The organism is Desulfotomaculum copahuensis, from assembly GCF_001655685.1.
GTDB classification, from domain to species: Bacteria; Bacillota; Desulfotomaculia; order Desulfotomaculales; family Desulfovirgulaceae; genus Desulfotomaculum_G; species Desulfotomaculum_G copahuensis.
Window position 1 is genome coordinate 61,417 of the sequence record NZ_LYVF01000164.1, and the last position, 12,812, is coordinate 74,228.

The 12,812-nt window shown below is 55.0% G+C and carries 11 protein-coding genes; all 11 read right to left on the reverse strand.

The window, feature by feature from the left end:
- Positions 1-2: 2 nt before the first annotated feature.
- The 11 genes from A6M21_RS10535 to hfq all read right to left on the reverse strand — a co-directional run bounded on the left by A6M21_RS10535 (position 3) and on the right by hfq (position 12,803).
- Positions 3-1,235: a methionine gamma-lyase family protein gene (locus A6M21_RS10535; RefSeq protein ID WP_078060580.1), complete on the reverse strand. Its 1,233-nt coding sequence runs from the start codon at positions 1,233-1,235 to the stop codon at positions 3-5.
- A 448-nt stretch (positions 1,236-1,683) separates the two neighbouring features.
- Entirely contained in the window at positions 1,684-2,385 is a 702-nt protein-coding gene (locus tag A6M21_RS10540) for an ABC transporter ATP-binding protein (RefSeq protein ID WP_066668553.1), read from the reverse strand.
- Complete coding sequence (locus A6M21_RS10545) at positions 2,379-3,149, reverse strand: ABC transporter ATP-binding protein (RefSeq protein ID WP_066668555.1); 771 nt, start codon at positions 3,147-3,149, stop codon at positions 2,379-2,381. The genes A6M21_RS10540 and A6M21_RS10545 overlap by 7 nt, the downstream gene beginning before the upstream one ends.
- On the reverse strand, positions 3,150-4,088 hold the full coding sequence (locus A6M21_RS10550) for a branched-chain amino acid ABC transporter permease (protein WP_066668557.1): 939 nt from the start codon (positions 4,086-4,088) through the stop codon (positions 3,150-3,152).
- Positions 4,085-4,951, reverse strand: a complete 867-nt coding sequence (locus tag A6M21_RS10555) for a branched-chain amino acid ABC transporter permease (protein WP_066668559.1) — start codon at positions 4,949-4,951, stop codon at positions 4,085-4,087. The genes A6M21_RS10550 and A6M21_RS10555 overlap by 4 nt, the downstream gene beginning before the upstream one ends.
- A 111-nt stretch (positions 4,952-5,062) precedes the next feature.
- A complete protein-coding gene (locus A6M21_RS10560) occupies positions 5,063-6,313 on the reverse strand; it encodes an amino acid ABC transporter substrate-binding protein (RefSeq protein WP_151191897.1) in 1,251 nt (416 codons plus the stop codon).
- 320 nt (positions 6,314-6,633) lie between these two features.
- Positions 6,634-8,028 carry a tryptophanase gene (locus tag A6M21_RS10565; RefSeq protein WP_066668561.1) on the reverse strand — a complete coding sequence of 465 codons (1,395 nt, stop codon included), beginning with the start codon at positions 8,026-8,028 and terminating at the stop codon, positions 6,634-6,636.
- Positions 8,029-8,203: 175 nt separating this feature from the next.
- The gene (locus tag A6M21_RS10570) at positions 8,204-9,577 is read right to left on the reverse strand and encodes an amino acid permease (RefSeq protein ID WP_151191905.1); all 1,374 of its coding nucleotides are present in this window, start codon (positions 9,575-9,577) and stop codon (positions 8,204-8,206) included.
- Positions 9,578-9,737: 160 nt separating this feature from the next.
- Positions 9,738-11,336, reverse strand: a complete 1,599-nt coding sequence (locus tag A6M21_RS10575; protein WP_151191906.1) for a sigma 54-interacting transcriptional regulator — start codon at positions 11,334-11,336, stop codon at positions 9,738-9,740.
- Positions 11,337-11,501: 165 nt separating this feature from the next.
- On the reverse strand, positions 11,502-12,452 hold the full coding sequence (locus A6M21_RS10580) for an AAA family ATPase (protein ID WP_066668571.1): 951 nt from the start codon (positions 12,450-12,452) through the stop codon (positions 11,502-11,504).
- A gap of 108 nt (positions 12,453-12,560) precedes the next feature.
- Positions 12,561-12,803: an RNA chaperone Hfq gene (gene hfq, locus A6M21_RS10585; RefSeq protein ID WP_066668573.1), complete on the reverse strand. Its 243-nt coding sequence runs from the start codon at positions 12,801-12,803 to the stop codon at positions 12,561-12,563.
- Positions 12,804-12,812: the final 9 nt, after the last annotated feature.

Here is a 12,812-nt window from a genome sequence, read left to right on the forward strand (position 1 = left end):
TCCTACCCCGCCGACAGTACCGCCCGGGCCGCCTCCAATACGGCCAGGCGTACGTATTCTTTGGATAAACCGCCCTGCATGTAGACCACATAAGGTTCTCTCACCGGGGCATCGGCGCTCAATTCAATTGAGGCGCCCTGGACAAAAGTTCCGGCGGCCATAATCACCGGATCGCCGTAACCCGGCATGTCCCAGGGCTTGGGCTGAACATGGGCGTCTACCGGCGAAGCACCCTGTATGGCCCGGCAAAAAGCCTCCAACCGCCGGGGCGAACCCAGTGTAATGGCCTGGATGATGTCGGTGCGCGGTTCCCCGGCCGCGGGATAAACCGGAAAACCCAGCCGTTCAAAAAGCCGGGCGGCAAAGACAGCTCCTTTCAACGCTTCCGCCACCACATGCGGGGCCAGGAAAAGGCCCTGGAACATCAGCCGCTGAAAGTCCGGCGCCGGACCCACTTCGGCTCCGATGCCGGGAGCCGTCCAGCGGTTGGCGGCCATCTCCACGTAACGGCGGCGTCCGGCCACATAACCGCCGCCGGGCGCCAGACCGCCGCCCGGATTCTTGATCAGCGAACCGGCCACCAGGTCGGCCCCGGCCGCGGACGGCTCCATTTCTTCCACAAATTCTCCGTAGCAGTTGTCGACAAAGATTACCGCCCCGGGCTGTTTATCCCGGATCAGCCCGATCAGCCGCTGCATACTTTTCATATCCAGGGACGGGCGCAGGCTGTACCCCCGGGAACGCTGCAGCATCACCATACGGGTGCGTGGATTGAGCGCCGCCGCAATCCCCGCCGGATCGATCTCCCCGCCGGGCAGCAGATCCACCTGACGGTAGATGACACCCATCTCTTTCAATGAACCCGGGGCCTCCCCCCGCAGGCCGATCATTTCTTCCAGTGTATCATATGGGGTTCCCTGCACGGCCAGCAATTCATCGCCCGGGCGCAGCACGCCGAAAAGGCACAGGGCAATGGCATGGGTGCCGCTGACGATTTGACCGCGCACCAGTGCGCTCTCCGCACCGAACACCCGGGCATACACCGCTTCCAGCGCCTCCCGGCCGGCATCGCCGTAGCCATACCCGGTGCCGCCGCGCAAATGATAGTCGCTTACCCGCACCTCATGAAAAGCCGCCAGTATACGGGCATGATTCTGCAGCGCCCGTTCGTCCACCGTACGGTAATAAGGAATCACTTCCTGCTCCACTTCTCCGGCCAGAGCCGCTAAATCGATCAATGCCCTCACTTCTCCTATTTCGCATCTACGACCATGATTTTTTTGCACACAACTCACAGATAAAAAAGGTTGGTGGTCGTACCCCGTCGCTCCAATGCTCCGGGCCCGGCGAAAAAAAGTTTTCTTGTAAAACTAAGCTTCTGACCGCAGCGGCATCTGGTCGCTCCTCCGGTACGACCATCATCTTCATGAGCGGCCATTTTCATATACATATTTCCCCGCACGGACATCTGAATTTCACCCGCCCGGCGTGAACAAAAATATTTTACACCTTTTTCCGGCTTCCTGCTTGAAAAATTTTATCTTTCCGGCCCGGCCCCGCCCGCACGCAAAAGGGGCCGGTGCGCTTTTTGGGAATACAGCGCACCGGCCTGATCATATTTTTTCACATTAACGGCCATGTCTTTTAGAACACAACCCAGGAATGAAAAAGGTCTTTTTCATATTATAATCCCAGGTAAGCCTCCTGCAGCTTCCGGTCCGCCAGCAACTCACCGGCCGGGGCGGACAGGCTGATCCGGCCCCCCTCCAGCACATAGCCCCGGTCCGCCCGGAGCAGCGCCTCCTCCACATCCTGCTCCACCAGCAGGACGGTTGTGCCCTGTTCCCGGATCTGCAACACCAGGTCGAGCAGCATTTCGACCACCACCGGGGCCAGTCCCAGGCTCATTTCATCCAGAAGAAGCAGCGCAGGCCGGGACATCAACGAACGCCCCAGGGCGCACATCTGCTGTTCCCCGCCGCTCAAGGTACCCGCCGTTTGCCGGCGCCGCTCGCCCAGGCGGGGGAAAAGGCCGTAAATCCTTTCCAGATCCGCTTTTATTTCGCCGTCCCGGCGCAGAAAAGCACCCATAAGCAGGTTTTCCTCCACGGACATGCCGGCGAAAAGCCTTCTTCCCTGGGGGGTCATGTTGATGCCCAGACCGACTATTCGGTCGGTGGCCAGGCCGGTCAACTCCCGCCCGCGATAGGTGATGCTGCCCGACCAGGGGGCGAGCAGGCCCATGATCGTGCGCAACAGGGTTGTTTTACCAGCGCCGTTGACACCGATCAGAGCCACAATTTCACCGGCGTTGACCTCCAGGCTGAGATCCCAGATTATTGCCGTATCACCATATCCGGCTTTTAAATGGCTGATTTTTAACACCCGCTCACCCCCCCGGAGCCATTCGCCGCCGCTGTTTCCCGGTTCTGCACATAACGGCGGCCCAGGTAGGCTTCCTGCACCCGGCTCAACCCGACCACCTGCTCCGGCGGGCCGTCGGCAATCAGGCTGCCCTGGTGCAGTACGAGCACCCGGTCCGAAATGCCCATGATTACCCGCATCAGGTGTTCAATAACCAACATGGTGACGCCCCGGTCACGCAGGACCCGCAAAATCTGGATCGCCCGGTCCAGTTCGGCCGGGTTCAAGCCGGCCATCACCTCGTCCAGCAGCAGCAGTTTCGGTTTCAAGGCCAGCGCCCGGGCCAGCTGCAGGCGCTTTTGCTCCGGCAGGGACAGGTCCCGGCCCGGTACACCCGCCTTTGTCTCCAGTTCGCAAAGCTGCATGATGCCGTCAACTTCCGTCTCCAGCTTGCGTCCGCGTAGTCCGCCGGTCCAGCCGGCCAGACGGATGTTTTCACGCAGGGTCAAGTCGTTGAAGATACGGGTGACCTGAAAGGTGCGTACCAGCCCCAGCCGGGCGATGCGCCAGACCGGCAGGTGATCAACCCGGAGCGAGTGGAAATAGATTTCCCCCCGGTTTGGCCGGTCCGCCCCGCCGATCAGGTTGACCAGCGTGCTTTTGCCGGCGCCGTTGGGTCCGATCAGACCGGTAATACTGCCTTCAGTGAGGGAAAAAGAAATGCCTTCCAGCACCTGCAGGCCGCCGAAACTCTTGCCGACTTCCCGCACTTCCAGAATATCCATTCAACCGCGCAAGGGACGGGCTCCCCGGCGCTCCCCCCCTTTCGCCGGCCGGTGCACGCCCAGGATGCCCCGGGGCAAAAAGAGCACCACCGCCATAATACCCAGTCCCAGCAGCAAGGAAGAGGCGTTTTTGGAAAATGACATGGCCAGCTGGGTGAGCACGCCGATGATCACGGCGCCCAATACCGGGCCGGCCACTGTTCCCGCCCCGCCCATCAAGGTCATCACCAGCATGAAAACGGTGATGCCCGGATCAAAAACAGTGGGCGGATCGATGTAACTCTGCCAGAGGGCGTAAACCACCCCCACCATGGCCCCCAAAACAGCGGAAAGGGCAAAGGCCGTGCTTTTGGCCAGCACCGTATTCACCCCCACGGACTGGGCCGCCAGTTCGTCGGACTTGATGGCCAGCAGGATGTTGCCGAAATGGGAATTGATGATCAAATAGGTGCCGGCGGCGGCCAGCACGGCGATACCAAGCATCAGGTAATAAAATATTTTTCCCGAACCCAAAAGGGGCAGGGAAAAACCCTGTCCGCCGCCCAGAAAGTTGACATTGGTCACCACCGCCATGGTGGCTTCGGCCAGGGCCAGGGTGGCGATGGAAAAATAATGTCCCCGCAGGCGCAGCAGCGGCAGGCCCAGCACCAGGCCGAACAACCCGCTGCCCAGCACGGCCGCCAGGGCGGCATCAATATAAGGCCAGTGCAAATTGACGCTCAGCGCCGCCGCCAGTACGGCGCCCAATCCGAAAAAGGCCACATTGCCGAAGGAGGGATAGCCGGTCAGCCCTCCGATCAAATTCCAACTGGAAGCCAGGGCGGCATACATGGCAATACCGGTGGCCACCTGAATGAGATAATCATTGGATGTCAGCGGCAGTAAAAGCGCCGCCAGGACCACCACTGCAAACAGGGCGTAATTAACGCGTTTGCTCATCGCGCCGCCCTCCCCAGTACGCCGGTGGGGCGTATAATCAATACCAGCAGCAACAGCCCGAAGGTAATCACATTGACATAAGTGGGGCCGAAGACTACGGAACCCACCGCCTCCAGGAGGCCCAGGATCAATCCGCCCGCCAGCGGCCCCCAGGACGTGCCCACACCGCCCAGGATGGTTACCACAAAGGCGCCCACTGTCAGCGGGCCGCCGGCCGCCGGGGAGAATGTGTTGCTTAAACCGAAAAAGACGCCGCCCACCGCGGCCAGGCCGGAACCCAGCCCAAAGGTGAGGGCGTAGACGGCGGGTATTTTGATCCCCATCAGGCGGGCGGACTCCCGCTCCATGGCGGTGGCCCGGATTGCCCGGCCGGTGCGGCTGTATTCCAGGAACAGCCACAGTAAAACCGACAATACAATCAGGAAAAGCAGGGCCAGCAAACGCACCACGGGCAGCTCGATTCCCGCCAGGTGCAGGGATGCGTTGGCATAGCCGGTGTTGATCGATTTGTAATCGGCGCTGAACAAAAGAATCATCAAGTTGGCCAGCACAAAATCCATCCCGAATGTCAGTAGCAGGGTCATAAACAGGTTGGCGCTGATCACCCGGTTGATAATCCACAACTGCAACAAATAACCGGCGGCAAAAAACAATAAAAAGATTAACGGCAGGGAAAGAAAAGGATCAATACCCAGGCTGTTCAGCAATGTCAGGGCCAGGTAGGCCGCCAGAATCTGAAATGAGCCGTGGGCCAGGTTGATTAAATCCATTACCCCCCACTGCAGGGAAAAGGCCAGCGCCGAAATGCCCAGCACCCCTCCCTGTAAAATGCCGTTTACGATGATCTGCCCCCACAGATGCATGGTCTCTCCCGGAAAAGCCGGCTTGTCCGGCTGTCCGGAATTCCCTCCCCTCGCTGATGTTAGACGGTTGAGTGGAGCCGTTTGAGTCGCGCTCAAACGGCTCTGGAATGATTAGCGCTTGCTCCAGGGGGGCAAGGGGATATCCTTGATGTTCTTGTCAAAGGGAGCCGGCCAAACGGTGACAGCCTTGCCGTTTTGAATCTGGATCACTGGCAGGACCAGCCCTTTGATGCTCCCATTGGGCTCAATGGTAAAGCTGCCGTCGAACAGGTGCACCGTACCCAGACCGGCCAGGGCATCCCGCACTTTTTGCGGGTCCGCCGAACCGGCCTTCTGGATGGCCAACCCCATCATTTCCGCCGCAGCCGAGGCCATGGCGGCATGATAGTCGGGCTCGGTGCCGAAAGACTGCTTGTAAAGGGCGGCGTACTGTGCCGCCGTGCCGAATACGTCATCCTTGTACGGCAAATCCGGCGTCCACAGGCTGGCACCCAGCACACCCTCGGCATCCTTGCCCAGGTTCTGGGCAAACGCCGGCATGGTCGGTCCCACCGTGAAGGCCATCGCCTTGAAGTTGACGTTCATCTGTTTGGCTTGTTTGACCAGTTGCACCGCTTCTTCAAAGTGGCCGGTGCCAATCAACGCATCGGCTTTCTTTTGGGCGATCTGAGTCAGCTGTGAAGAAAGATCGGTGGCCCCGGACGGGTACTGGGCACTGTATACCACATCGAAGCCGTGGCTTTTGGCGTAGGCCTCGCCGCCCTGATCCGCCTCCTGGGAAAAGAGATCATCGGCATGCAGGAAGGCCACTGTTTTTATACCCCTGCCCTTGAGCAGATCCAGCACCGAACCCAGGTATTCACCGGAATAGGGGTAGCTGGAAAAGATGTACTTGTAACCCCGCTCAAAAATCTTTTTGGCTCCCCCGCCGGCGGCGATCATCGGCACTTTATGGCTTTCGGCCACGGTGCTGGCGGCAAAAATATTCGGCGAGGCGTACGGGCTGAGGAACAGCTTGATGCCGTCCTGGGTAATCATCTGTTCGGTCAATGATTTGTCGTTATCCGGCTTGCTCTGGTCATCCTTGAAAACCAGGTTGATTTTATACCGCTTGCCGCCCACCAGCAGGCCGCCCTGCTTGTTCACCACGTCCTGCCACAGGGTATAACCGTCATGGACCAGTTTTCCCTCGTTGGCCAGCGCCCCCGTAGCGGCATCCGGCGCGCCGATGGTAATGGTATCGGCTGCCGACGCGTTGGAAGTGTTTTGTTTCGCCCCCTGGGAACCGCAACCGGCCAGTGCCGCAACCAGCAGCAGTGATACGGCCATGAACAATCCGGTCAGTTTTACCGATTTGCGCACCAAACATCCCTTCCTTTCAAAAGCTACAATTTCTAGACATGCTGACACTACCTCCGGTCAAAATGCATGCAAATTCCGCCTTCCGGTCACCTCCCAGCTCCTGCGTGAAATTCCCCCAAACCCCATGCAGGAACCAAAACCACTTGATTCAGGAAGGAATGTAAACTTACCCAAGTCGCAATTTTCTGTCATTGTTAAACGGATCATTTCTCTACATAATGCAGTATTCCTGCATTAAAACGGTAAAAATATAAACCGGCGGCCAGGCCGCCGGCAATATCCGCTCCAAATATGTTACATAATTTGGATGCTTTCCGCATTTATTTTTGGGCCTGATCTCCGGCTGGTTTCAGGCGGCAGAGAAAATGGCGCAGAACTTTCGGTTCATATGTGAATTCCAAACCCCGCACCTGGTCGCGCCGCCGCCAAATTTCCGCCAGCGCATCGACAACGTAATCCATATGACGGTCGGTGTAAACCCGGCGCGGGATGGTCAGACGCATAAACTCAACGCCGGCCTTTTTTTGTTCACCTGTGCGGGGGTCACGCCCGAGAAGCAGGGAACCCACTTCAACCGCCCGCACACCTGATTCGATGTAGAGCTCGATGCAGAGCGCCTGAGCGGGGAATTGCCCGGCCGGTATGTGGGGTAGAAATTTACCGGCGTCTACAAAAACGGCGTGGCCGCCCACGGGCCATTGAATTGGGATACCGCACCGGCGCAATTCCTGACCGAGATATTCTACCTGTCCGATCCGGCTTTCCAGGTAATCCACATCCAAACCTTCCTGGAGTCCAACGGCCAGAGCTTCCATATCCCGGCCGGAAAGACCGCCGTAAGTTATGAACCCTTCCATCGGGACACAGCTAGCAGCCGCCGCCTGATAAAGCTCCTCATCCTCTTTAATGCCAATCAGGCCGCCCATGTTGACGATCGCATCCTTTTTGGCGCTCATCGTAAAGAAATCCGCCAGGGCATACATCTCACGGACAATTTCTTTTATGCTTTTGCCGGCATAACCGGACTCACGTTTTTTGATAAAGTAAGCATTTTCGGCAAAACGGGCCGAATCAATATTTATCTTCAGGCCGTATTTATCCGCAATCGCACGCACCCCGCGCATATTTTCCATTGATACGGGCTGCCCCCCGGCCGAGTTACAGGTGATGGTTATATTGATAAAGGCAATATTTTCCGCTCCTTTTTCCCTGATAAAGTGCTCCATTTTGTCCAGATCCACATTTCCCTTAAACGGATGTTCCTTCCCCGTGTCAAAAGCATCATCAATAACCAGGTCTGCAGGAATCATACCGTTCAGTTCGATATGCGCTATAGTCGTGTCAAAGTGCATGTTGCCAATCACATATTGTTTCTGACGGCGCATCAAGTGGGGAAAAAGAACTTGCTCCGCCCCGCGGCCCTGGTGGGTCGGAATGACGAAATTAAAATTAAAAATGTCTTTTACGGCATCTTTGACTTTGAAGAATGATCTGCTGCCGGCATAAGCCTCGTCACCAAGCATCAATGCTGACCACTGACGGTCACTCATGGCGCCCGTGCCGGAATCCGTAAGCAGATCGATATAGACATCCTCCGATTTGAGAAGAAACGGATTATATCCGGCCTCCTTGATTTTTTGCATTCGTTCCGCACGGGAAATCATACGAATCGGCTCCACCATCTTGATGCGATAGGGTTCGGCTTTTCTGGCCACATTGCTCTCCTCCTTTATATCAGAAAAACTTTAACATTTCGTTTCTCAAAATGCATTTGTGCAAAAACCATGCCAGTCCGGCAGGCCCCGCAACCGGGCGCTCCCGGCAAAGATATTTATCACTGCCGCGGCAATAAAAAAGCGCTGAAATAATTCAGCGCCGGACAATTTATCTTTATGCTGCCCTGGAACCGGCCCGCGCCTTGCTTTCAGCCGCCTTTTTGGCCTTAAATCCAAGCCAGAGAACAAGAATCCAGAACGGCAAAACATAAACCGCCTGTTTCATACTGTCTATGGTAAACATTAGGGCAATAATCATGACAAGAAAGACAAGGGCCAGGTAATTCGTCCAGGGATGCCCCGGGGTTTTAAAGACAAGTTTTTCCGCCTCTTTCCCTTTGGCCTGCCGGAACTTGAGGTTGGTAATGATAATGCTCGCCCAGTTGATGACGGCCGCAATCACCGCCACCGAAAGCAAATACATAAAAACTTTCCCCGGAATCAAATAATTGAGCAGAACAGCGACCAGAGTCAAAGCAGAGGAGATCAGTATCCCAATCAGCGGCACCCCTTTCCGGTTGAGCCTTGCGATAAACCGCGGCGCATTACCTTGCACGGCCAGACTGTACAACATGCGTCCGTTGCTGTAAATACCACTGTTATATACCGAAAGTGCCGCGGTCAGGACAACAACATTTAAAATTGCCGCCGCCGCTGGAATACCGATTTTAGAAAAGATCTGGACAAACGGGCTTCCGTCCAAACCGACCTTATTCCAGGGATAAATTATCATCATGATACTTAGCGCGCCAACATAGAAAATGAGAATACGCCACATAACCTGGTTAATCGCCCGGGGAATGGTTTTCTGCGGATTCTCGGCCTCGCCGGCCGTGATCCCGATCAGTTCGATCCCGCCAAAGCTAAACATGACGACAACCAGAGATTGAAAGAATCCCCATGTTCCATTCGGGAAGAAGCCGCCGTGTATCCAAAGGTTATGGAAACCAGTAGCCCGGCCGTTGATCCCGGTAAAAATTAAAAGAATTCCGAGAACAATCATGCCGAGAATAGCCGCAACTTTGATGATGGCAAACCAGAATTCAAATTCACCGTACATTTTCACGTTAGCAAGGTTGGCCATGGTGATAAGAACCAGAAAAACCAGCGCAGATACCCAGTGCGGTACAGCTGGAAACCAGTAATTAACATAAATCCCCACCGCCGTCAGTTCGGCCATACTGACTATTATATAGTTAAACCAGTAATTCCAGCCGGACAGGAAGCCGGGAAACTCTCCCCAGTATTTATAGGCGTAGTAACTAAATGATCCGGATACGGGCTCGTCCACTGACATTTCTCCCAGCATCCGCATGATTAAAAATATGACCACTCCGCCTGCAACGTAGGAAAGTGTGATTGCCGGACCGGCCAGTTTGATTGTTTCAGCCGACCCGTAAAACAGTCCGGTGCCAATGGCCCCGCCCAGGGCAATCATCTGGATATGCCGGTTCTTAAGCCCCCTCTGCATAGAGCCGGGTTCGCTCATACCCATATTACCATCCTTTCTTTCGCAATGATTTGAGGCTGCCTACCCGGAAAGAAATAGTGCAAGTCTTATGCCAATTTAAAAATAATACAGAAAGGTGGATCTGCCCGGCACGATAAAAAAAGTTGACAAGATTTTTTTACAGTGATAAAAATTTTTATCACTGCTCAAGGCCATACTTTTTCATTTTGTTCAGGATGGTGGTATTGGAAACACCCAGCACCCTTCCGGCCTGACGCGAGGACTTGCAGGTTTTCAAAACTTTTTCCAGAACCTGTTTTTCTACTTGCGCGACAATATCTTTTAGCGGCGGCCATTCCCCGTTAACCGGGATGTGCAGGGAAAAATATTTATTATCCAGGGACCCGTTAAATTTTGAACGGCACAAGTCCTCCCACTCGTAAAGAAGATCCGGATTAACTTCTGTAACATCGGTAACGTTTACAATCCTCTCCAGCATATTTTCCAGCTGGCGGACATTGCCCGGCCAGGGCAGGGACATCAGCAGCTCAAGGCTCTCCCTGGTCAAATGGATCCCCTTTTTGCCGTGTTTGACCGCGATATTACGCAGAAGGTGTTGGGCAATAATGGGGATATCTTCCTTTCGTTCACGCAAGGGCGGTATTTTAAGCGGAATAACATTGAGGCGGTAATATAAATCCTCACGAAATTCTCCCCTTTCAATCATTTCTTCTAAATCGCGGTGGGTGGCGGCAAGAATGCGGACATCAACCGGAATCTCCTTCGCACCGCCGACCCGCCGGATGGTCCCCTCCTGCAGGACACGCAGCAGGCGAACCTGCATTTGGGGTGAAATTTCACCGATTTCATCAAGAAAAAGGGTGCCGCGCCTGGCGTTTTCAAACAGGCCTTTCTTCCCGCCCCGGTTTGCCCCGGTAAAAGCGCCTTCCTCATAGCCAAAAAGCTCGCTCTCAAGCAGAGTGTCCGGCAGCGCCGCACAATTTACGGCGATAAACGGTCCGGAAGCACGGGAACTTTCGTGGTGGATGGCCCGGGCAAAGAGTTCCTTACCGGTACCGCTTTCCCCGCGCAAAAGAATGGTGGAACTACCCCTGGCTACGATTTTAGCCGTCTCCACCAGTTTCTTCATGGCCGGACTGTGGTGGATGATACTGTCAAAAGTTATTGCCCTGCTGCGCTCAACCCGGGAGAGAATCTCCTCCACCTGACGATAATCTTTGATGGTGGAAACCGCCCCGATGATTTGACCCCTGTCATTAAGGACCGGCCGGTCGCTTGTTAAAAAACGAATGATCTTATTACCTGTATTGATTTTGCATTCCTTTAAACTGTGGGATTTCCCGCTTTTTAGCGTTGTCAAAAGCGGCGGCTCCGCACGGAAAAGCTCTTCCACGTCCTGCCCGGTGGCCCTGTCAACACTTGAGTGCAAGATGCGGCAGGCAACTTCGTTGATATGGGTTATTTTCCCTTCACGGTTAATGGCCACGATTCCCTCACTCACGGAATTTAGAATGGTGCGCAGCTCATGTTCCCGTTCTTCATAAGGCATATGTTCCCTGAAACGTATCCCCAGCACTCCATCGACTTTTTTCAGTTCATCAAATAATTTATTGACACAGCCGGGTAAGGAGCGGAATTTGATCATCATACCTTTTTCCGGAACCGCTTCCATACTGATTTTATCAATATTATTCTTTTCGAATAACTCGAAAATATCATACCCCAGTCCGGGGCGGTCCCGAAAATCAATCTGTATCACAAACTCCTGGTGACTCACCGCTTTTTCACCTTCTCCCCAAATATCAGCCTTACGTACTGCCATTACTCTCAATGCTATTATTTTATATAACTATATCAGCGGACGAAAATGGCTGCAATATGCCCCCTGTTAATACCAAAAAAAGGGGGGCCTACAGGCCCTCCTTTGTCAATGATCCGGCAGCTACTGCCCCCTTTCCCGCGCCCGGTCCAGATCCTCCCTGGTAATGCTCATCAACTCCTGGCGGCTCAAATGGGCCCGGCCCACCAGCCGCACGGCCTGCTGGCGCATGGCCCGTTCAATCAGGTTGCGCACCAGCCGGGCGTTGCCGCTGTGCTCGTGCCGGAGACGCTCGGCTTCCAGCATCTGACGCAGCTCTTCCCGGGCGCCCGGCGACAGTGCGTACTGCCTTTTGCTCAGCATCAAATCGGCAATGGCCAGCAAATCCTGGGTGCTGTAATCGGGAAATGAAATCTGGAGCGGAAAACGGGAGCGCAGGCCGGGGTTGGATTCAATAAACCATTCCATCTCCTGCCGGTAACCGGCCAGAATCAAAACCAGGTTTTCCCGGTGATCCTCCATCCCTTTGACCAGAGCGTCAATGGCCTCCTTGCCGAAGTCCTTGTCCCCGCCCCGGGCCAGGGAATAGGCTTCATCAATGAACAATATGCCGCCCAGCGCCTTTTTGATCTGTTCGCGGGTCTTTTGAGCCGTATGTCCGATATATTCGCCCACCAGATCGGCCCGTTCCACTTCCACCAGATGCCCTTTGGGCAAAACACCCACCTCTTTGAACAGACGGCCGATAATCCGGGCGACCGTGGTTTTGCCGGTGCCGGGGTTGCCCTTGAAGATCATGTGCAGCACCTGCGGTTCGGTGACCAGTTTTTCTTTTTGCCGGCGCCGCTGAATCTCAACGTAGGCGTAAATTTCTGCGATCAGCTTTTTTACGCCCTGCAGTCCGACCAGAGTACGCAGTTCCTGCATGATTTCCTGCACCCGCTGACTGTCCGGCCCCGGTTGGCTTTTCTCAGGTTCGTGATTGGCGGGAACAACGGTCAGTCTCCTCCTGCCGCTCCCGTCCGTACTGTCCGGTTCACTGCCCTGATTCTGCCAAATCCTTACTTTCATCAAGCATCACTCACCTCACCGGCATGTTCACTTTTATTTATACGCGGCAAAGCGGACATCATTGCGCAAAAAAAAAAGGCCTCCCGCCGGGAGGCCGCAGCCGCCATCAGTCTAACTGGTTTTCGGCTCGGCAAAAGAGGTATTTACCGGGCGCACCGGGCTGATGGTGGAGATGGCGTGCTTGTAAACCATCATCTGCTTGCCGTCGCTTTCCAGAATAACGGTGAAATTATCAAACCCGCGGACCATTCCCTTCAACTGAAAGCCATTGACCAGGAAGATGGTCACCGGGATGCTCTCTTTACGTACCTGGTTTAAAAAAGCATCCTGTAAATTTATTTGCGGTTTAGTCATTAGAGGTCC